This is a genomic window from Bifidobacterium asteroides, assembly GCF_048001765.1.
GTDB classification, from domain to species: domain Bacteria; phylum Actinomycetota; class Actinomycetes; order Actinomycetales; family Bifidobacteriaceae; genus Bombiscardovia; species Bombiscardovia asteroides_K.
In genome coordinates this window covers 1264366-1286155 of record NZ_CP181447.1, presented here as the reverse complement: position 1 = coordinate 1286155, position 21790 = coordinate 1264366, and the positions used below count along the sequence as shown (strand labels likewise).

General features: G+C 63.3%; 14 protein-coding genes and 1 riboswitch. Of the genes, 6 read left to right on the top strand and 8 right to left on the bottom strand.

Going from position 1 to position 21790, the window contains the following annotated elements; all coding sequences use genetic code 11:
- Window positions 1-19: 19 nt before the first annotated feature.
- From ACNAOV_RS05060 to ACNAOV_RS05035, 6 genes are all read right to left on the bottom strand, one after another.
- Window positions 20-709: a response regulator gene (locus ACNAOV_RS05060; protein WP_416516853.1), complete on the bottom strand. Its 690-nt coding sequence runs from the start codon at window positions 707-709 to the stop codon at window positions 20-22.
- A gap of 318 nt (window positions 710-1027) precedes the next feature.
- The gene (locus ACNAOV_RS05055; RefSeq protein WP_416516852.1) at window positions 1028-3685 is read right to left on the bottom strand and encodes a histidine kinase; all 2658 of its coding nucleotides are present in this window, start codon (window positions 3683-3685) and stop codon (window positions 1028-1030) included.
- Window positions 3686-4435: 750 nt separating this feature from the next.
- Window positions 4436-5419, bottom strand: a complete 984-nt coding sequence (locus ACNAOV_RS05050) for a ribokinase (RefSeq protein WP_101432793.1) — start codon at window positions 5417-5419, stop codon at window positions 4436-4438.
- 54 nt (window positions 5420-5473) lie between these two features.
- The gene (locus ACNAOV_RS05045; protein WP_416516851.1) at window positions 5474-6508 is read right to left on the bottom strand and encodes a LacI family DNA-binding transcriptional regulator; all 1035 of its coding nucleotides are present in this window, start codon (window positions 6506-6508) and stop codon (window positions 5474-5476) included.
- A 475-nt stretch (window positions 6509-6983) separates the two neighbouring features.
- Complete coding sequence (locus ACNAOV_RS05040; RefSeq protein WP_416516850.1) at window positions 6984-10223, bottom strand: InlB B-repeat-containing protein; 3240 nt, start codon at window positions 10221-10223, stop codon at window positions 6984-6986.
- Between the two features lie 583 nt (window positions 10224-10806).
- Window positions 10807-14337, bottom strand: coding sequence for an InlB B-repeat-containing protein (locus ACNAOV_RS05035; protein ID WP_416516849.1), 3531 nt, complete (start codon window positions 14335-14337; stop codon window positions 10807-10809).
- Window positions 14338-14595: 258 nt separating this feature from the next.
- On the opposite strand from ACNAOV_RS05035, the gene ACNAOV_RS05030 reads away from it, so the two are divergent.
- The 6 genes from ACNAOV_RS05030 (at window position 14596) to ACNAOV_RS05005 (ending at window position 20734) form a co-directional block, all read left to right on the top strand.
- Window positions 14596-15975, top strand: coding sequence for an alpha/beta fold hydrolase (locus ACNAOV_RS05030; RefSeq protein WP_198184381.1), 1380 nt, complete (start codon window positions 14596-14598; stop codon window positions 15973-15975).
- 10 nt (window positions 15976-15985) lie between these two features.
- Window positions 15986-16789: a pyrroline-5-carboxylate reductase gene (proC, locus tag ACNAOV_RS05025; protein ID WP_198184380.1), complete on the top strand. Its 804-nt coding sequence runs from the start codon at window positions 15986-15988 to the stop codon at window positions 16787-16789.
- 42 nt (window positions 16790-16831) lie between these two features.
- On the top strand, window positions 16832-17938 hold the full coding sequence (gene ychF / locus ACNAOV_RS05020; RefSeq protein ID WP_198184379.1) for a redox-regulated ATPase YchF: 1107 nt from the start codon (window positions 16832-16834) through the stop codon (window positions 17936-17938).
- The gene (locus ACNAOV_RS05015; RefSeq protein WP_198184378.1) at window positions 17935-18735 is read left to right on the top strand and encodes an alpha/beta fold hydrolase; all 801 of its coding nucleotides are present in this window, start codon (window positions 17935-17937) and stop codon (window positions 18733-18735) included. Before ychF ends, ACNAOV_RS05015 begins: the two co-directional genes overlap by 4 nt.
- 75 nt (window positions 18736-18810) lie before the next feature.
- On the top strand, window positions 18811-19605 hold the full coding sequence (locus ACNAOV_RS05010) for a L,D-transpeptidase (RefSeq protein ID WP_416516848.1): 795 nt from the start codon (window positions 18811-18813) through the stop codon (window positions 19603-19605).
- 121 nt (window positions 19606-19726) lie between these two features.
- Complete coding sequence (locus ACNAOV_RS05005; RefSeq protein ID WP_416516847.1) at window positions 19727-20734, top strand: bile acid:sodium symporter family protein; 1008 nt, start codon at window positions 19727-19729, stop codon at window positions 20732-20734.
- Between the two features lie 50 nt (window positions 20735-20784).
- On the opposite strand, the gene ACNAOV_RS05000 is transcribed toward ACNAOV_RS05005, so the two are convergent.
- Together ACNAOV_RS05000 and ACNAOV_RS04995 are read right to left on the bottom strand one after the other, a co-directional pair.
- Window positions 20785-21165, bottom strand: coding sequence for a fluoride efflux transporter FluC (locus ACNAOV_RS05000; protein WP_416516846.1), 381 nt, complete (start codon window positions 21163-21165; stop codon window positions 20785-20787).
- The gene (locus ACNAOV_RS04995; protein ID WP_416516845.1) at window positions 21162-21599 is read right to left on the bottom strand and encodes a FluC/FEX family fluoride channel; all 438 of its coding nucleotides are present in this window, start codon (window positions 21597-21599) and stop codon (window positions 21162-21164) included. The genes ACNAOV_RS05000 and ACNAOV_RS04995 overlap by 4 nt, the downstream gene beginning before the upstream one ends.
- 88 nt (window positions 21600-21687) lie before the next feature.
- Window positions 21688-21760, bottom strand: a riboswitch (Fluoride riboswitch).
- Window positions 21761-21790 lie beyond the last annotated feature (30 nt).

The following is a 21790-nucleotide window of genomic DNA, read 5'->3' as shown; positions in this document are numbered from 1 at the left end:
TGCTGCCTGATGGCTGGGTTCATACCAGGTGGTTTTCGTAAGCGAAGACCACCGCCTGGACGCGGTCGCGGGCATTGATCTTCTGAAGAATGTGAGTGACATGAGTTTTCACCGTGGGCAGTGAGATTCCCAGATTGTCGGCGATCTCCTGGTTGCTCAGGCCCTGGGCTATGTGAACCAGGACCTGCAGCTCACGATCAGTGAGCAGGTCCGCCTCGGGATCGCGATAGATCGATCCCGATGGCATGGACCCGGTCGGAGGCATGTCATGGGCCATATGTTCGATCAGGCGTTTTGTAGCCGAAGGAGCGATGATCGCATTGCCCTGGTGAACTGTACGGATGGAGGTCAGGAGGGTTTCAGGCTCGGTATCCTTGAGCAGAAATCCTGATGCGCCGGCTTTTATAGCCGCCATGACGTATTCGTCAAGATCGAAGGTGGTTAGCACAATGACCCTGGGCTCGGGGCGGTCAGGTGACAAGGCAGTGATCCGGTGGGTGGCTGTCAAACCGTCCATGCCGGGCATGCGGACATCCATGAGGATCACATCGGGCCGCAGGCGCGAGGCCAGATCCACTGCTTGCTCGCCGTCCGCGCCTTGGCCGACCACGGTCATGTCATCCTGGGAGCCGATGACCATGGCAAAGCCAGCCCGGACCAGATCCTGGTCGTCCACGATGGCAACGCTGATGGGTTCGGTCCGTTCCATGACTGCCTGCTTCTTTCCGCTAAATGGTGGCCAGCGCCACCATCCAATTTTATCTGAGTTGAGTGTTGCTTGGAATTACAACTGGATTTAACTTGGATCCAGGGTAATCGCTGTCTGGTTGATTGTTGATTGAGTAATTGTTGGCTAAGCGACTGTCGTCGGAGAGACTTTCAACTGGTGAACTTATGTTCGTCAGCAATCGATTCCCCGAGTGCCTAATCTTCGGGTGCGTGGTTCATGGAGTGCTCAATTTTTCGATTGTGCTGATTACCTGACACGGTCATTTTCCTGTTTGCTATTCATAGGAGGTGCTCATCATCAAGAACGTTCACGCCTGGAGATTGGGTGGTCCTGTTGGTCCGATGGGGCATGCTCTGGTTCCTTATCCTGTTGCGATTGTTGCGAATAGTTGTCAAGCTGATCATCAAGATCTACTGGCAGGGGTTTGGCTGGGTGAAGAGCCGGTATATGTGGGTTTTTACGGGTGGGCTCGCCAATATGGTTCCTGTCTGAGTCGAGGCTCTTGTTTGGGGAATCGGCGGTGTCAGTGTTTGATCGCAAACCGGTGCTGGAACTGTGACGCAGGACGGTGAGCAGTTGTCGCATGCGAGCCAGGGCCTGGCGTCCTTGAGAAGCAATGTCGCCGAAGGCTTGCGCTACCTGCTCTGGGGGAGGGTTCATCCCCTTGACTTGATAATGGTTCAACTCGGAGATGGCTTTGGTAGTGGATGCAATGACTGTATTCAGGGTTGCGGCCACTTCTACCTGCATAGTAGAGCCAATGAGTTCGCGCTCTTGATTGGCTGCCAGAGCCTGGCTTTCCTGCAGGGTCTGGTTTAGCGCGCGCTCGCGTTCCTGCTGGAGGAGCAGGACTGAACCACGAGTACGTCGGCGTGAGGCAATCAGCATGGTCAGCAGACAGATCAAGGCCGGTGCGGCCATCACTATGAAAAGTATTAAATGGGATTCAGAGAAAGATGATTCTGCCGGGCCTTCTATCATGTAGGCCAGAATGGTTGGACATCCTTGGTTATTGGCTACACATCTTACAGCCCATAAAACCGTATCCGCGATGACCGCCAACGGAACCCACCGCCGGGTGGTGTATTTACCGTAAACCATTGCTGAATAGACGGCGACTGGGGATAAGACTGCAGCTTCTGGCAGCCAGGGCGAGAAGAGCAGCAGCAGGGCGGCAACTGCAGATACTATGGCGGCGCAAATGCCGGGACGGACCCTGCGCACAATCAGAGGCAAAGCAATACCTAGCGTGGCGATGATCTTTACTGGTCGGCCTGGATCATATTGTCGCGTGACAGGTGCTATAGCAAGAGCTTGACCTGGATTCTCTATCAATACGAGTCCGATTACCAAACCCAGGTCGGCCGTCAATGGATGGCGTTGAAACCAGACGAAGAGCGTGGAGACAATTGAGCGCAGGGACCATTGAGCTTGTCGATTGGCACGTACCCCCGCTTCAGGGTCGGACTTTGGCGGAGTGGCAAAAGGAATCCACGCTTGGAGGTGGTACCCGCCTTCTGGTTCGGGACCAGTTTGAAGGTTGCCTCCAAGAGAAGTCAGTCGTTCGCGCATCCCTAAAAGACCGAAACCTGAATGCGTAGGTCGGTCCATCTGTGGCGGAGAATCTGAATTGGTAGAGGCATGGTCAAATGGGCGGTCGTCAATGGTTAGACACAAACCGTCCGTGAGCCACTGTTCTTCAACTAGCACAGCCGAAGCCGGAGCGGCATGCTTGCGAACATTGGTCAATGCTTCTTGCAGGACCCGGTAAGCAGTTATGGCGCGGCTGCGATCCAGCTTTTCTGGGCATGGTCGGCCTTTAATGCGTCGGCTGAATTGGGATTTCGGCTGAGCAAGTCGGGCGGCATCTATCAGGTCTGACCATGATTTATAGCTGGTCGGCGGATTGTTTGAAGAGGTGGCAACCGAGGGCCAGGTACGCGCATTGTCGGCCGTATCCATGTTGGCCTTGGCAGTGTTGGCAGCTGGAATCTCTTTGATTGTGGGAAGATGGCCGCTGGTTTGGCTCGGCTGAGTGCAATCTGTTCCGGCTGGATTCAGATTATGAGCGTTCGCGGATTGACTAGCGGAATTCGTTTGGGCAGTTGCTTGAGATTGGTCAGGCGGCTGGATATGGGCTGGGTTCGTTGGTGGTGGGGAGGAAGAGGGTTGGCCTGGAAGAGAATCCGCTGTTTTTTGGCTGGTTTCGGATGCCGGGTTGGGTGGAGCCTTGAGTTTGCCAAAAAGCGAGCTCAGCTCACGTAGGGCGCGGCGGCTCTCTTGATCAATGGTGCGCATGGTCTTGAGAGCAAGGTTCGCATCGGCAGTGGCTGCGTACCTGCCGGCATCTGCCTGCACAATGACAATGGACAGAGTGTGAGCGACTACATCGTGCATTTCACGCGCTATGCGGGCCCGCTCAGCGCTGGCAGACAGGGCCGCGCTCTGCTCTGCCTGCAGGGCCAAGGCGTGGTTGCGTCGCCGGGCCTCATCAATGGCATCCCTTCTGGTCCGCGTCCAGTAGGCTGCAACGATGGCTATGAGTAGCAGAAGCCCCTCGATCAGTAAATTCGATAGGAAGGTGATTGCCAGATCTTTGAATGAGCTCGGCAACATTGAGATGTGGTCCGGCCACGTCTTGCCCGGAGGCAGAAACCCCAGATCGACCAATGTGAAGATAAGGCAGGATAGGGGCGTCATGACCCAGGCCACAGTCAGATAGAGTCGGCGCCAGGATGGACGTCCGTAGAGCAGACAGGAATAGACCATCACCAGGCAGACTGCGTCGGAGAGCATGATGGCAGGTCCCAACAGGAGCTGAGCCAGAGCCACAGCGACGAAGAGCCCGGCAGCTACGTTCGGGAATCGGCGACGGATAACCACAGGGGCTATGAGCAGGACCGTCCACATCAGGATCAGGGCCCCATCTTGTAGATTGGCGCTGGAGCCGCTCACCAGCAGAAACAGAAGGATGGCGAAGAGAGCGTCAGTCAGTAGCATTCGATTATTGGACCTGGTGATTGGTCGCTGCGCTGTTTGACTGACTGTGTTCATGGAATCAACAATATTCGGGGACAGCGGGAGGTGCCATCAGTCCGAGGGATGATGAGGTCAAACGCGGTCCCAGGCTGTCGCAAGGCGGATGAGCCTGAGCAGTTGTAATCGGGAATGGGCGCCTAGTGGTGAGTCAAAAGATGGCGGCCTTGCATATGACGATTGGTGGTCAGCTGCCTAACGCTTGGAGAGACTTGTTGCCGCTCCTTGCCGAGGTGCTGTTTACGCATTCTCGCATCGAATGGCTCTCTGCATAGCTTGCACGTCCAAGACACACGCGTACTCTCCAATGCAGGTCGCGACCCTTGGATGCATTTAACACTGGCGATAAGAACAGATTCAGTGCTTGGATTCAGACGGCAATAAAAGCGGATATCGGACTTGCCCTCAGTTGGTAATGGGTATGGATTCCATATTTGCGCTCAACTGGCAACAAGTATGCATCCGGTATCCATCCATCCAGCCTGTATCGCACAGATACCAGTCAGGCCGACGAATCGTGGTGCATTCCGCAACGGTTCATCGGCCTGACAACGCAGGGGAGGGGTCAGCGCGCTCTACTTGCCTAATCGTTGGACCCTGACCAACGGACCCCGGTCACAAGACCCCGGTGGTCAGGATTCCAATGGCTCCGACCACGAGCGCCCAGTCTCAGGAGAAGCGCAGCCGAATCTGCTCGGCCGTGCCGTAGGAGGCCTGCGCCCCCTGCCCTGTGGCGGCGTAGGCCGAGACGTAGGAGGCCAGCTGGGCGGCCTCAACCAGGGTCATGTCGGAGGCCAGGCCGGCCAGCACGGTGCCCATGAAGGCGTCCCCGCAGCCGGTGGTGTCCACAGCGTCCACATGCACGGCGTGAATCCGGTAGGTCCGGCCCTGGTCCAGCACCATGGACCCCTCGCCGCCCAGGGTGACGATGGCCCTGTGGAAGCCGAAGTCCTGCATGGTCTGGTTGATCCGGTCCCAGTCGGCCCCCAGCCAGTCGCCGTCCTCGGGCTCGTCGATGCCCAGCAGCTGGGCCATCTCATGCTCGTTGACCAGGATCAGGTCGGAGTTGGCAATCAGGTCGGCGGGCAGGTCGGCGCGGAAGGGGGAGTCGTTGAGCAGCACGGTCATGCCGGCCTCGTGGCCCATGCGCGCGGCCTCGGTGACCGTCTCGATGGGGCTCTCCAGGCACAGGCCCAGCACCTTGGCCGAGGTCAGGGCCTGGCGGGAGCGGTGGGCGTAGTCCACATCCACCTTGCCGTTGGAGCCGGGGGAGTAGACGATGGTGTTCTCGCCGCGCGCATCCACGGTGATGACTGTGGTTCCGCTGGCTCCCGGCACGGTCATCACATGGGAGACATCCACCCCGGCGTTGCCCAGCTGCCCCAGCAGAAAGTCGGCGTTGGAGTCGGATCCCACGGCCCCGAAGAGCCTGACCTGGGCGCCGATGCGGGCCGCGGTCGCCGCCTGGTTGGCCGACTTGCCTCCGGGCAGCACCTGCAGGGGACCGCCGTTGATGGTCTCGCCGGGCTTGGGCAGCCGGTCGGTGTTGACGGTGTAGTCCGCATTCATGGATCCGACCACCGAGATGGATCCCGTGATGGTATCCAGTCCCTTGAGCACCTGGTCGGGTGCCGCCGCCATATCTTGAATCATGTTTCTCCGTTCCTTGATGAGCTTGTCCGCCTTGATGATCACGCTGTGACAGGTTCAGGGATCCTGGCCGGTGTGCGCGGGCGGGCGACCCACCGAGGCGCAGTGGCGGTAGCTGGTCTGCAGCCGGACCGACCGCACGGGCGAGCCTGCCATCAGAGCCAGGAGCATGTCCACGCAGCGGGTCCCCATGGTGTCGATCTGCTGGGAGATGGTTGACACGGCCGGGGTCAGGATGCGGAAGACGGGTAGGTCGTCGAAGGTGACCATGGACAGGTCCTCGCCGATGCTGATTCCTCGGGACTGGGCCGTTTTGATGGCGCGTATGGCATCCAGGGAGGATCCGAAGAGGACGCCGGTGATGCCCTGCCGGGCCCAGAGGTCGATCATGTCGGGGTCGAAGGTGCCGGGCTCTACCTGGTCGGCCAGGGGGTCGTCCATGCCTTCGATGCCTGCCAGCAGGTCCCGGTAGACGTTCAGGCGTTCGCGGAAGGTGGCCGATTCCTTGAGGGGTCCGGGCACCAGGGTGATGCGTCGGTGGCCCTGGGCGTGCAGATCTTTAAGGGCCTGCCGCAGGCCGGGCTCAGGGTCGGCGTCTACACAAGGAATGGCCCGTCCGTCGCGTCCGGCGGCACCCTCGGCGGCACGGTCCACGCAGACCAGTGGCAGTCCGCGTCGGGTCAGCTCCTCCAGGGTGCGCGAGGAACGCGGCCCGGGCACGATGATGGCTCCGTCGATGTGCTGGCCCAGCAGGTTGCGCACCTGGGCCCGGTCCTCGCCGGGGTCGCCCTGGGTGGAGGTGCAGATCAGGGTCTGGAAGTCGTGGTTGAGCAGCTGGCCCTGAATCAGATAGGCCAGATCCGCGAAGTAGGAGTTGCGGATGTCGGGGATGAGCAGGCCGATGGTGCGCGAGTGGGCGGAGTGCATGGATCGGGCCCGGGAGTCCGGCACATAGTGCAGGTCGTGGATGACCTGGTTGATGCGCTGTCGTGTGGCGGGGGAGATGCGCCCGGAGTCGTTGAGTGCTCGGGAGACCGTCGATACGGAGACACCGGCCCGTTGGGCCACATCCCTGATCGTCGCGTACGCCATCATGGCCTTTCGTCGAAGTGGTCGGCCGCCGGGCCGGACTGCCGACCTCGGCGGTTGCCTGACCGCCGCCATGGGCAGGCGAACGGTTCTGACAGCCTTCAGTTATATCAGTGCGGTAACGATACCGCAACTTTCACAGCATGGCCCGTCGAGGCTTGGCTTTGAGTGAAGGTAGGCGAGGCTGAATGCTTGGGGAAAGGTTACTGTTTGTGTGATTATGCTGGGATATGGAGATGGACAGCGGCCGGGCTGGCTGTGGGGTTCTGCCCGTGGCCGGCCTGGCCGTGTTTCCTCCTCTCCAAGGCGGGGGTGGGGGCGTGCATGCCTGCCCTCGGCTTCCGCCTGCAGAAGTGTGGTGGGGGCGCGGGAGGGAGGTGTCGGCTCTCTTGGGGTTTGAGCCTTGATTGACACGTTTCCTCCCTGCTCCCCCTATGTGGGCCGGGGGTTGGGGGATTGATACGCCGCCCGGCCGCTCTTACTCGAGTGAAGCGTGAAGCAGCTGGTGCTGTTCCCTCCGGTGGCGGCGGGATGCCAGGACCCCGCCCATGCCGGTCATGCCGGTGGCCAGGGCCAGCAGGATGCCTTCCCCGCCGGCCTTGGGGAGCACGCCTAAAGGTGTGTACGTGTACCTGAGGGAGGTGTCCGGTTTTTGGGGTGCGCCGCCTATCGTGTAGTCCACGCTGACCGTGACGGTGCCCGGCGGGTGTGCGGGCGTGAACACGCTGACGCTATTGCCGTCGCCGCGCGTCAGGCCTGATACGGGGGTCTGGTCGAATCTGACACCCGTGATCACCAGCTGCAGGTTGAACGACACCGGCACAGGAACAGTCGAATTGCTGTAGCTGTTGGTGCCGAGCTGGCCGTTGCTGTTTAATCCCCAGGCGTAGGCGTTGCCGTCGCTGCCCAGGGCCAGCGAATGAGAGCCTCCGGCGCTGACCTGTGTGGCTTGCTGTCCTTTGCTCGTGTCGGTGGGGTTGGCGGGGTCGCGCACGCGCTTAGGAACAGGATTCGCGTCACTGGTCCCGCTGCTGGTGTTGTTGCCGAGCTGGCCGTTGCTGTTTAATCCCCATGCCCAGGCGTATCCGTCGCTGCCCAGGGCCAGCGAATGCCAGGATCCGGCGCTGACCTGCACGTAGGTGAAGTCCTTGGGCAGGTCCGGGTACGTGTTGCGGTCTGGCGTCTTCACCCTGACCGGCGTAGTCTGGGCGTTGTAGCTGCTTGTCCCGTTGCCGAGCTGGCCATAGTTGTTGTATCCACAGGCGTAGGCGTTGCCGTCGCTGCCCAGGGCCAGCGAATGAGAGCCTCCGGCGCTGACCTGCAGGTAGGTGAAATCCTTGGGCAGGTCCGGGTACGTGTTGCGGTCTGGCGTCTTCACCCTGACCGGCGTAGTCTGGGCGTTGTAGCTGGTTGTCCCGTTGCCGAGTTGGCCAGAGTTGTTGTATCCCCAGGCGTAGGCGTTCCCGTCGCTGCCCAGGGCCAGCGAATGAGAGCCTCTGGCGCTGACCTGCAGGTAGGTGAAATCCTTGGGCAGGTCCGGGTACGTGTTGCGGTCTGGCGTCTTCACCCTGACCGGCGTGTTCTGCTGGGTGGTTGTCCCGTCGCCGAGCTGGCCGTTGCTGTTGTCTCCCCAGGCATAGGCGTTCCCGTCGCTGCCCACAGCCAAGGAAAAACCATAACCGTTGGAGTTTCTTCCTCCGCTGACTTGGTTGAATCTGATGCTCCGGCTGGTGTCTGGCGGGGTGATGGTGGTGGATTCGCCGCCGAGTTGGCTGCCCTTATCAGGGCTGATGCTCCACGTGCTGTTCCGGCTTTCAGTCCATTTGGCGGTCAGGGTCAGGTTCTGGGTGACGGGCCTGCTGAAATCGTAGGCGACCTGCCCGATGAACCATCCGTCGAACAGGTAGCCTTCACGCGCCGGGTCGGGGGAGGGCCGCTTCACCCTGCCGTTCGGGGTGGAGACAGTCTGGTCTGCTGGTTCGGGTTTTCCGCCGCCCGTGTCGAAGTGGACCGTGAGCGTGGATCTTGGTTCGGCGCCTCGTGTCAGGGTCTGGTCGACCGTGTAGTTGAGGTTTCTGGTGAAGGGCTGGTCGTCCTGCCTGCCGGTGATGGTGATGGCGGCCGGGCCGGGCTGGCGGGCGGGGATGTCCGTCTGCCAGGCGTCGCCGGTCCTGCTGAGTTTGAGCGGCTGGCCGTCCGTGCCGGCTGTTTCCAGGGTGGGCGCTGTGGCGGTGTCGAGCCGGGCCGGCTGGCCGGGCCGGCCCTGCTTGTCCAGGCTCCACTGGTATAGGCCGCCCTGCCTGCTGGTGGCGGTGATCCTGCCGCCTGCAAGGACGGCCTGCGTGTAGGCCCGGCTCCCGTCGTCCGCCCGGGCGGGCGCTTCGCCGGGCTTCCAGGCCCAGAGGCGGCCGTCCCTGCTGGTGATGACGGCCTGGTCATTGCCGGTGGTGATTCGGCTGGCCTTCAGGTTTTCCGGCAGGCCGGCGGCCGTAAGGCTGGTCGTGCCGTCGGCCTGGTGCCAGGCCTGCCCGTCCGCGTCCAGGAGGAGGAACCCCTGGTTGAGGGCCTGGGCCTGGACGATACGGATTTGTGTGTCCTGCCTGATGCGTGCGGGCTTGACGTTGCCGGTCTTGCTCGCGTCCCAGGCCCAGGCCTGCCCGTCCGCGTCCAGGGCGAGGGCCCGGCCGCCGGAGGCGGCGGCGGTGACGGCCCGCGCCTGTCCGGGCAGGCCGGTCGTGGCCTGCTCCAGGAATTTCGGGTTCGTGTTTTGACTGTCTTTCCGGCTGGCCTGGTAGGCGTGGACCTGTCCCTGCCGGTCCACCGCCAGCAGAAGGTCGCCGTCCATGCTGATGCCGGTGAACCGGGCGTCCTGGTTGGCATCGAGGATGGTGGGTGTCGATTGTCCGTTGTCCCAGGCGTAGATCCGCTGGTCGGATCCGAGCGCGGCCTGCAGCCGGCCGCCTGCCGCGGCCTGCAGCCAGCGGAACCCGTCGGGAGCCTGCGTGGGGAAGGGGACCTGCTTGGGCGCGCCCTCCTGCGTCCAGGTGTGGATGCGCCCGTCGCCGGTCAGGCCGACTGTCCGCTCGCCTGCGGCCTGGACGTTGACGTAGTAGTGCTCCTGCGGGCTGGGCGGGCTGATGGTCAGCCGGGCGCCGGCGGCGGGCCCGTGGTCCGGGCTCAGCGTCCAGTCCGTGATCCTCGACCATTGGGCTTTCAGGGTCGTGTCCTGGAGGATGGGCGTCCGGAAGTCGTAGGGCTGGCCGTCAAGCGTCCACCCGTCGAATTTGAATCCCTCGCGCTGCGGATTCTGCTGCGGGGCGGTGGCCAGCGTCCCGGTCTTCACAGTTGATTGGGTGTGTTTGCTTCCGTCGGCCGGGTCGAAGCGCACCGTGTGCGAAGGTTCATCATCCGTCTTACCGGCTGATTTAGCTGGAGCGGAGTCTGTGCCGCTTGGACTGGCCGCCGGCGTTGACGGGGCAACCGGGCTTGATGTCGTGGGGTTCAGGGGCGAGGCGGTCTCCAGCGGCGAGGGTGAGGGCAGGGGAGCGCCGGACGCGCTGCCGGGATTGGTCACGGGGGTCTGCTCGGCTGTGTGGCCCTCCCCCCCGGCAGGCACAGGAGCGTCCACGTTGGCGGACGCGACGCCCAGTCCTGCCATAAGGCCCACAAGGAGGATTAGTGCCGCCAGGACGCGAGGCAGGCGGGAAACCAGATGCATAAGCCGAATACCTTTCGCCAGCACCGGACACGATCGCTTCCAACACCCCTAAAGCGTGCCGATGACCCTTGCATGCAACGTACCTGTCGAGATGCCGTCCAGCCCTCAAACCGACCCCTGCCAGCCGTGCAGGCCACAACGAACCCAATCGACTTCCCCCGCGTCATTGCACTCGACATGCTACCTGAAAAGACAAGAGAACACGCAGGCGTTTGTGATATAGGATCCATGCAGGCCAAGCCGTCTTCGGGCTTCGTGCCAACACAGGGTCTCCGTTCATCGCCCCACTGATGAAAAAATGAGCGGCCATCGCACGGCAGCCAGTATTTCAACCTCCCAGATTGTGTCTGCCGGTTTATCGCCAGCATATGGGGGCCGTGAAACGCTCGGAATAGAGTCTACTTTGGATGTTGTGTGGCTGTGTACATGATGCGATGCCAATCAGGAAGAAGTTAAGCATATGTGTGGTGGGAGGGGCGCGGGAGGCATGCCGGCTCCCTTGGGGATTGAGCCTCCAGTGACACTTTCCTCCGTGCGCCCCCGATAAGCCAGGGCCGAGAGATTGACCCGCCCCCGGCCTGTCTTACTCGAGTGAAGCGTGAAGCAGCTGGTGCTGTTCCCTCCGGTGGCGGCGGGATGCCAGGACCCCGCCCATGCCGGTCATGCCGGTGGCCAGGGCCAGCAGGATGCCCTCCCCGCCCGCCCGGGGGAGCACTCCTGCTGGCAGGTACGTGTACCTGAGGGAGGTGTCCGGCTGCTGGGCTAGGCGGCCCAGCGTGTAGTCCACGCTGACCGTGACCGTGCCCGGCAGGTGCGCGGGCGTGAGCACGGTGACGCTGCTGCCGTCGCCGCGCGTCAGGCCTGTTGCGGGGGTCTGGTCGAATCTGACGCCGGTGATCAGCGGCAGCGGGTTGAACGCCACCGGCACTGGAGTCCGCTTGCTGTTTGTGGTGTTGTCGCCGAGCTGGCCATACCTGTTGAATCCCCAGGCGTAGGCGTATCCGTCGCTGCCCAGGGCCACCGAATGATAAAATCCGGGGCTGAACTGCAGGTAGGTGAAGTCCGCGGGCGCTCCTGCAGGCTTGCTCACTTTGACCGGCGTACGCCGCTGGTCGGTCGTCCAGTCGCCGAGCTGGCCATAGTTGTTGGATCCCCATGCGTAGGCGTTGCCGTCGCTGCCCAGGGCCAGCGAGTGAAAGGTTCCGGCGCTGACCTGCAGGTAGGTGAAGTCTGTGGGCGTGCCTGCAGGCTTGCCCACTTTGACCGGCGCAGTCTGGTCGATGGTAGTCCCGTCGCCGAGCTGGCCATTGTTGTTGCGTCCCCATGCCCAGGTGTTCCTGTCTTCGTCGATGGCCAGCGCATGCCAGCCGCCGGCGCTCACCTGGACGGCCTTCAGCCAGGGGCCCGCAGCAGCCGTGGACTGGCTTGAGGCGAACACGCGGCTGGGCGTGGGGTGGAAGATGTTGGTGGTGGTAGTGTCGCTGGTGTTGTTGCCGAGCTGGCCGTTGGTGTTGTAGCCCCACGTGTACACGTACCCGTCCTGGCCTAGGGCCATGTCGAAGGACCAGCTGGTGCTGATCTGCACGGCGTGGAAGACGCCGCTGGCATCCGAGGGGTCCTCGACCGTTGTGGGCACGGTCTGCGGACTGGAGCAGTCCTCGCTGTACCCTTTGGATATGCTGCCCCAGGTGTATACGGTGCCGTCGGCGCCCAACGCCATGGAGTTCCATGATCCGGCGGCGACCTGGATGGCTTTCAGTCCCTCACTGGAGTTGTTCGGCCCGTGCACGCGCACGGGGGTTGAGGAATTGGACTTGGTGTTGTTGCCGAGCTGCCCGTGGTCGTTATTCCCCCAGGCGTACACGTACCCGTCGCTGCCGATGGCCAGCGAATGACTGCCTCCCGCGCTGACCTGCACGTAGGTGAAATCCTTGGGCAGGTCCGGATACGTGCTGCGGTCAGGTGTCTTCACCATGACCGGCGTATACCGGGTGGTGGTTGTCCCGTCGCCGAGCTGGCCGCAGTTGTTGCGTCCCCAGGCGTAGGCGTTGCCGTCGCTGCCCACAGCCAGCGAAACCCCCTGCGTGTCAATCATGACGCCTTTTCCGCCACTGATCTGGTTAAACTGGATGCCGCTGATTTTGTCCGGCGGGGTGATGGTGGTGGATTCGTGGCCGAACTGGCCGCCCTTGTCGGGGCTGATGCTCCACTGTTTGTTGGGTGTCCAGTGGGCGGTGATGGTGATGTTGTCGGTGACGGGTTTGCTGAAGTCGTAGGCGGTGATGCCGGTGAACCATCCGTCGAACTGGTAGCCTGGGCGCGTCGGGTCGGGGGAGGGGCGCTGGACTCTGCCGTAGACCGGCTGGATGCTCTGGTCCTGTGGGGTCGGGTTTCCTCCGCCCGTGTCGAAGCGGACCGTGTAGGCGGAGCCCTGGCGGAGGTCTCTGGTCAGGGTCTGGTCGACGGTGTACGTCAGGCTTCTGGTGAAGGGCTGGTCGTCCTGCCTGCCGGTGATGGTGATGGCGGCCGGGCCGGGCTGGCGGGCGGGGATGTCCGTCTGCCAGGCGTCGCCGGTCCTGCTGAGTTTGAGCGGCTGGCCGTCCGTGCCGGCTGTTTCCAGGGTGGGCGCTGTGGCGGTGTCGAGCCGGGCCGGCTGGCCGGGCCGGCCCTGCTTGTCCAGGCTCCACTGGTATAGGCCGCCCTGCCTGCTGGTGGCGGTGATCCTGCCGCCTGCAAGGACGGCCTGCGTGTAGGCCCGGCTCCCGTCGTCCGCCCGGGCGGGCGCTTCGCCGGGCTTCCAGGCCCAGAGGCGGCCGTCCCTGCTGGTGATGACGGCCTGGTCATTGCCGGTGGTGATTCGGCTGGCCTTCAGGTTTTCCGGCAGGCCGGCGGCCGTAAGGCTGGTCGTGCCGTCGGCCTGGTGCCAGGCCTGCCCGTCCGCGTCCAGGAGGAGGAACCCCTGGTTGAGGGCCTGGGCCTGGACGATACGGATTTGTGTGTCCTGCCTGATGCGTGCGGGCTTGACGTTGCCGGTCTTGCTCGCGTCCCAGGCCCAGGCCTGCCCGTCCGCGTCCAGGGCGAGGGCCCGGCCGCCGGAGGCGGCGGCGGTGACGGCCCGCGCCTGTCCGGGCAGGCCGGTCGTGGCCTGCTCCAGGAATTTCGGGTTCGTGTTTTGACTGTCTTTCCGGCTGGCCTGGTAGGCGTGGACCTGTCCCTGCCGGTCCACCGCCAGCAGAAGGTCGCCGTCCATGCTGATGCCGGTGAACCGGGCGTCCTGGTTGGCATCGAGGATGGTGGGTGTCGATTGTCCGTTGTCCCAGGCGTAGATCCGCTGGTCGGATCCGAGCGCGGCCTGCAGCCGGCCGCCTGCCGCGGCCTGCAGCCAGCGGAACCCGTCGGGAGCCTGCGTGGGGAAGGGGACCTGCTTGGGCGCGCCCTCCTGCGTCCAGGTGTGGATGCGCCCGTCGCCGGTCAGGCCGACTGTCCGCTCGCCTGCGGCCTGGACGTTGACGTAGTAGTGCTCCTGCGGGCTGGGCGGGCTGATGGTCAGCCGGGCGCCGGCGGCGGGCCCGTGGTCCGGGCTCAGCGTCCAGTCCGTGATCCTCGACCATTGGGCTTTCAGGGTCGTGTCCTGGAGGATGGGCGTCCGGAAGTCGTAGGGCTGGCCGTCAAGCGTCCACCCGTCGAATTTGAATCCCTCGCGCTGCGGATTCTGCTGCGGGGCGGTGGCCAGCGTCCCGGTCTTCACAGTTGATTGGGTGTGTTTGCTTCCGTCGGCCGGGTCGAAGCGCACCGTGTGCGAAGGTTCATCATCCGTCTTACCGGCTGATTTAGCTGGAGCGGAGTCTGTATTATCAGGTGTTCCCGCCGTCGATGACGGGGTGCCCGTCGTGGGGTTTAATGGCGTGGTGGCTTGTATCGGCGATGGTGTGGGCAGTGGGGTGCTGGTGGCGCTGCTGGGGGTTTGCTCAGCTACGCGAGGGTCTGACGACCCCCCTCCCACGGTGAGGATGGGAGCGTCCGCCTGGGCGGACGCGACGCCCAGGCCTGCCAGCAGGCCGATCAGGACGGTCGCCATCGCCAGGATGCGACGCAGACGGGAAACCAGATGCACGACTCGTAAGCCCCTTCACCAAACACCAAGCGGAGCACACACCGCTTATCTATGTGAGTTCTTCTTGTCGGAAAGCCGTGCTGTCTCTCAATGCCGGTCCTGCATCAAATCGCAGAGTCCAATGGCGGAAGTCAGTCGCCTTCTTGACATCCCCTGCTTCTCACCATACCACCCGGTCAGCAGACAACACACACGAGCCAGGTCCAACCGCCCGGAGACAATGAATCCGACTGATCCCAAAGAGAAAGGAGCCAGCGTATGACCAACCAGGGATACTATCTGCCGGGACTCTACGTTCGGGAGGGGTCCATCCCCGTTCCCTTGGACTGGGCGGGCAGTGAACCTGGCGTTTGGCGAGCCGAAGATCATTCGGACCAGGCGGTCATCCGCTGCTTCTACCGCGTGGTCTGCGCCCCCCAGCACATCCACGACGACCTGCCGCTGCTGGTCTACCTGCAGGGCGGACCCGGCTCGGGTGCCCCACGGCCGCTGAACGCCACTGCCGACGGGTGGATGGCCGAGGCCCTGCGCCACTTCCGCATTGTCCTGCCCGACCAGCGGGGTACGGGCCGGTCCAGCGCCATCGACGGCTCCACCATGGCCTCCCTGGGCGAGCCCCGGGCCCAGGCCGACTATCTGAAGCATTTTCTGGCGGACTCCATCATCCGGGACTTCGAGCACCTGCGTCTCACGGTCTTCGCCGGCCGCTCCTGGGTGACCCTTGGGCAGAGTTTCGGCGGCTTCCTGACCATGGCCTACCTGTCGAACTTCCCCGAAGGTATTGCTGCGGCTTTCACTACCGGGGGCGTGCCGCATATCCCTGCTGATGCCTATGAGCTCTATTCCCATACCTTCACCAAGATGGCCCAGCGGTCCCAGATCTTCTATCAGCGCTATCCAGGGGACCGAGACCGTGTGGCGGCCATTGCCGACCGGCTGTCACAGGGCGATGTGGTTCTGCCCGGAGGCGACCCCCTGAGCGTGGAGCGGCTGCAGATCCTGGGTGCCGACCTGGGCAAGAGTGGCGGGTTCGAGCGTCTCCACTGGCTGTTGGACACGGCCTTCCTGGACGGCGACGGCAGCCTGCCTGCTTCCGGCGCTAGCAGCTCCCGGGCCACCCTCTCGCAGGCCTTCCTGGAGGGGGTGCGGGAGGCCACTACCGTTACACCGCTCTACTGGCCCCTGCAGGAGTTCATTTACGCCGACGGAGACTGCGGACCTCTGCGCTGGGCGGGGCAGCGGGTGCGCGATGCTCGTCCTGAATTCAACACTGCCGCCCGTCCGCTCATGTTCACCGGGGAGGCGATTTTCCCCTGGATGTTCGAGCAGGAGTCGGCCCTGCGTCCCTTCGGACCGGCGGTCAGTCTGCTCATGGAGGAGGGCTCCTGGGGTCACCTGTACGATCCCGACCGCCTGACCGACAATCAGGTTCCTCTGCAGGCCGCGGTCTATGCCGACGACCTCTATGTGCCCTCGGAGCTCCAGCTGGACACCCTCTCGCGCGTGGGTCACGCCCATGCCTGGGTGACCAACGAGTTCGAGCACGACGGCCTGCACGGGGACAGGGTCTTCGCCCACCTCTACCGGCTGGCCCTGGAGCGCGGCGATCTGGAGGGGCTCTTCCCGGCGCGCGGCTAGACTTGAGGGCATGAACACGGACTCATTGACTCTCGGATTCATCGGATACGGCAACATGGCCCAGGCCATGGCCCAGGGGCTTGTCGATGCGGGTGTGCTGCCCGGCGGCCGGATTGTGGCCTGCGCAGCCCACTACGATCGCCTGGTGGAGCGGGCGGCCCAGCTTGGGGTGCGGCCCATGCACTCGGGCACCGAGGTGGCTGCGGCCGCCGACCTGGTGATTCTGGCCGTCAAACCGGAGCAGGTGACCCAGGTCTGCGAACCCATCCGCCATGAGCTGGCTGACCCGGACCGCATGGTCCTCTCGGTGGTGGGCGGCATGACCCTTGAGGACTATGCCGACCTCCTGGAGGAGGGCACCCACCTGATCTGCGCCATCCCCAACACCCCTATTTCAGTAGGGCAGGGGGTTCTGGTCACCCAGGAGGACGATACCCTGACCGACCAGCAGCGGGAGCTCTTCACCCAGGTCTTCGACCCGGTGGCCATGATTGAGCGGCTGCCCCGGGAGCTGGTCTCGGTGGGCACGACCATTGCCGGATGCGCGCCCGCCTACACGGCCATGTACATGGAGGCCCTGGCCGACGCCGGGGTGGAGCATGGGCTGCCCAGGCAGGCGGCCTACCGGCTGGCGGCGCGGATGGTGGAGGGGACCGGAGCCCTCTATCTGGCCACCGGCACCAACCCCGGGGCCATGAAGGACGCGGTCTGCTCGCCGGGCGGAACCACCATCAAAGGAGTCGCCTCCCTGGAGAAGCACGGCTTCCGTGGAGCGGTCATCGAGGCCATCGATGCGGTGGAGCGCGGCGACTAGGGGGAGCCACGCCGGGGCAGTCCGGGCAATAGACTGGTGCATATGTCGTTAACCATAGGAATCGTCGGGCTGCCCAACGTCGGCAAGTCCACACTCTTCAACGCCCTCACCCGCAACAACGTTCTGGCGGAGAACTATCCCTTTGCCACCATCGAGCCCAACACCGGCATCGTGCCCCTGCCCGACGACCGGCTGCCCGTCCTGGCCAAGCTGGTCCACACAGACAAGATCGTGCCCGCCACGGTCACCTTCGTGGACATCGCCGGCATCGTCAAGGGGGCCTCGGAGGGGGAGGGGCTGGGCAACCAGTTCCTGGCCAACATCCGCGAGGCCGACGCCATCTGCGAGGTGGTCCGTGCCTTCAATGACGACGACATCGTCCACGTCAACGGCAAGGTGGATCCGGCCGACGACATCGACACCATCAATACCGAGCTGATTCTGGCCGACATGCAGACCATTGACAAGGCCCTGCCCAAACTGGAAAAGGACCAGCGTGGGGGCAAGATCAAGCCCGCCTACCTGGACACCGTCCGCAAGGCCAAGGAGATTCTGGGCCAGGGCCGGACCATCGACCAGGCGGCCCAGTCCGGGGACATCGACAAGGACGAGCTCTACGACCTGCATCTGATGACCGCCAAGCCCTTCATCTACGTCTTCAACGTGGACGACGACGAGCTGCAGAACGAGGACATGAAGAAGCAACTTGCTGACTCCGTGGCTCCTGCGCCTGCCATCTTCCTGAACGCCCAATTCGAGTCCGAGCTGACCGAGCTGGACGAGGCCGACGCCCGCGAGATGCTGACCGATGCCGGGCTCAAGGAGTCTGGCCTGGACCAGCTGGCCCGTGTGGGCTTCGACATCCTTGGCCTGCAGACCTTCCTGACCGCCGGGGTCAAGGAGGTGCGCGCCTGGCAGATTCACAAGGGCTGGACCGCCCCTCAGGCTGCCGGGGTCATTCACACCGACTTCGAGAAGGGTTTCATCAAGGCCGAGGTGGTCTCCTACGACGACTTCGTGGCCGCCGACGGCTCCTATGCTAAGGTGCGCGAGGAGGGCAAGATGCGCCTTGAGGGCAAGGACTACGTCATGCAGGACGGCGACATCGTGGAGTTCAAGACCGGCATTCCCTCCGGTTCCAAGAAGTGAGCGCCAGGCCCGGGTTCGCCATTCGCCGGGGTCATGGGCTGCCGCTGATCTTCGTGCATGGGTCCGGCGTGGACCACCACATCTTCGACGACCTGGACCCCGTCTTCGAGCGGGTGGGCGGCTTCGAGCGAATCTACCTGGACCAGCCCGGCTTCGGCCGCACACCGCCTGACCCGTCCATCCTCGATCTGGACGGTCTGGCCCGGTGGCTGGATGATCAGGTGGACATTTTCAGCAGTGGCGGCCCCTTCGCCCTGGTGGGCAACTCCCTGGGCGGGTTGCTCAGCCGCCATGCTGCCGCCGATCGGTTGGACCGCTGCCGGGGGATGGCCCTGCTTTCTTCAGTGGTCGACCCGGTGACCGCACACAGACGTCTGCCCCCGCGTCAGGTGCTGGTCCGGGACGACCAGGGACTGGCCGACGTGGACGAGTTCACCAGGCATGCCTACCGGCAGATGGCCGTGGTGGAGTCCCGAGAGCATCTTGAGGCCTACCAACGCACCATCATGCCTGGTGTTCGTTCTGCCGATGCCGATACGGTGGCTCGAATGGAGGGGCGCTACCAGCTGGATATGGGCTTCGACCAGGTCTGGTCCGGGTTCATAGCCCCTGTGCTCTTCGTCTGCGGCCGCCAGGACGACCGTGTGGGCTACCTGGACCAATTCGACCTGGCCTGCCGCTTCCCCCGGGCCTCATACTCGGTGCTGGATCGGGCCGGCCACAATGTGCAGATCGAGCAGACCGCCCTGGTCTGCGACCTGCTGGAGGATTGGGCCAGGCAGGTGCTGAAAGGCTGAGTCCTTCCTGTTTCCTTCTGCCGCTAAAATGAACTGTGCATACAGGTTCGTTCGACGGCGACGAAGGGGAAGGACATGGCTGTCTGGGGATTGGATAGCAAACGCCTTAAGCGGCGTGTGCTTGCCATGCTCCGTTGGCTGCTGGACCCTGTCCGCCGCACGCCTGTGGTGGTGACAACCGCCCTGTTGACGCTGTTGTTGACAGTCATGATTGTCAACCTGATTCAGCCGGTGGATGCGGCTCATGCGGAACGATCAGCAGGTGCGAGCGCTTCCAGCACAGCCACTGTTTCGGCGAGACAATTTCCCAAGGCGCATCATTCCGTTAAATCCGAGTCCTCCTCTTCATCAGCGACAAAGAGGCACACAAAGGAACAAGATGAGGAGCAGACAAAGGTTCAGAAGACCGAGCCTGCTGGCGCATCTGCACAGCCTGTCGATTGGCTCAAGCCTTCGCAGCAGATCGATTACCCGGATCCTGCGGCCCATCCTGGCCTCTCCCTGGAGGTCAGCCTTCAGGATCAGCGGGTCTATGTGCGTGACGGGTCTCAACTGCTCTACACCATGTATGCCTCGACGGGCATGGATGACTCCACGCCCAGGGGCAGCTTCCGTATCCAGTCTGAGCGCGGCGACCACTTCTACAACCCCAGGGAGGGGATGGGCGCCCACTACTACACCAGCTTTCTGAACCACGGGGTCTTCCTCTTCCACTCGGTCCCCACTGATTCCAGCGGCAGCTACATCAAGGAGGAGGCCAACCTGTTGGGCATCCGTCCCAGCTCCCATGGCTGCATCCGGCTGACTGTACCTGATGCTCTGTGGATCATGAAGTCCGTGCCCATCGGCACGCCCGTCCTGGTCAACTGAATTCCAGTCCGAGCCGGAACAGCCTCGTCCAAAATGTGACCATTCGCCGTCGTGCCTGCCCTCGGTTTTCTAACTTTGCTCTACCACAGAGAGAACTATCGAGAGGAAGTGGTCAGGAATCATGCAAAAGGTGCAGCGGTTCAGTGACTGGTTGACTAAGTGGTTCATTCTGGTGGTCCTGGTTTGGGCCGCCATCAACTTCTTTGTCCCGCAGATTAGCATTTGGGCCCGTAGCTACACCAACTACTTCCTGAGCATTATTCTCTTCGGCATGGGACTGACCCTGAGCCTGGACGACTTCAAGCGAATCGTCAAGATGCCGCTCATGGTCATCGTGGGCACCATAGCCCATTACCTGATCATGCCCCTGCTGGCCGTGCTGCTCTGCCGCATCTTCCGGCTGGACGGCATGATCGCCGTGGGAGTCATCCTGGTGGGCTGCTGCCCTTCGGGGACCTCCTCCAACGTCATGTCCTACCTGTCTCGTGGCGATGTGGCCCTGGACGTATCAATAGGACTGCTTTCCACCTTGTGTGCGCCCTTCATGATCCCCATGCTGATGAACCTGCTGGCCAGCCAGTATGTGGCCATCCCCACCAAGCAGCTCTTCCTGACCGCCCTTGAGGTGGTGCTGATCCCCATCGCCCTGGGCCTGGCCGTCCACGCCATCTTCAAGGAGAAGGTGCAGAAGGTGACCGTGGCCCTGCCGGCCGTCTCGCAGATTGCCATCCTGGTCATCATCGGTGTGGTGGTCTCGGTCAACCATGCCAAGCTCTTCACCGCCGCCACCGCCCTGGTTCTGCCGGTGGTCATGCTCCACAACCTGTGCGGATACGGGCTGGGCTTCCTCTTCAGCAGATTCATGTACCGGATCTATCCGAAGGGGTTCCGCTACGCCCAACAGAAGGCCATCACCTTCGAGGTGGGCATGCAGGATTCCGGGCTGGGTGCGACCCTGGCCCTGCAGGCCTTCGCGACCGACCCGATTGTGGCCATCCCCTCCACCTTCTTCAGCGTCTGGCACAACATCTCCGGCTCGGTGCTGTCCGCCTGGTGGCGTTGGCATGACGACCGGTTGGGGATTGCCGCCGACTCCGCCCAGGGTCGTCCGGAACCGGCTCGCGCCTGATTCTGGAACGCCTTTCTGCTGGGCGAACCGGACCGATTAAAACCCTGTTTCTAAAGGCTCGGCCCGGCCAGCAGAAAGCCCAGGGCCGTCAACAGAGGTGGCAGGAAGATCGAAGCTGCTAGATAGCCCAGGGCTGCCAGATGTCGTCTCTGCCGAGCCAGGGCCAACACTTCATTGACCGCTGTCGAGAAAGTAGAGAAGCCACCTAGCAGTCCTGTGGCCAGCAGCAGCCGTCCCCAGTTAGGCAGTCCGTGGAAGGCGGCAAGGGCGGCCACCATCCCTGCAGCCAATCCGGCCAGCAGGTTGATGATCATGGTCGACATGGGCAGATCCACCTGCCAGCGGGCCTTGACCAGGGTATCCAGCAGGTAGCGCAGTCCGGCCCCCATGCCGCCGCACAGGCAAATCAGCAACGTAAACGTAATGGTCATCGCGCACCCGCCTGGATGCCTGCGGCCAGATGCGCTCCCAGCGCTGCCATAGCCCAGGAAACCAAAAGGCCTCCGACGAAGGAGACCAGCAGGTAGGCAAGGGTTGCCTGGACTTGACCGCCCGACAGGCCTTGGACCAGTTCCACCGAGAGGGTGGACATGGTCGATAGCCCTCCGCACAGGCCCATGCCCAGGCCCTTGTTGGTCAGCTGCCTTCGGTGCGCATGTGCGTTTTTGGGCAGTCCGGCCAGGAAGGCGGTCAGCAGGGCGTAGCCTGCGCAGGCGATCAGGTTGGCCAGGAGGGTTCCCGGATGCAGTGGGCCGCTCTGGCCCGGCAGCAGGCTCAGGGCGTACCGGCAGCCGGTGCCCAGGGTTCCGCCCAGAATTACGACCAGGGCCGTGGCCATGTCAGGTCCGGTAGGGGGTTTGGTCATTGGAGGCTCGGTTCCCGACGATCAGCGTCCGCAGGGTCGGGCTGAAAGACATGCGCCTGCACCCGGCCCGCAGACGGGGTCGTCGAATCATGGTGCAGGAACTATCAGCAGTTTGCGGTTCGGGGCTCAAGCCCCGGGCGGGTTCCATCGCCCGATGCTCATTCTAGGAGCCCAAGGGGACCGCAACTGCC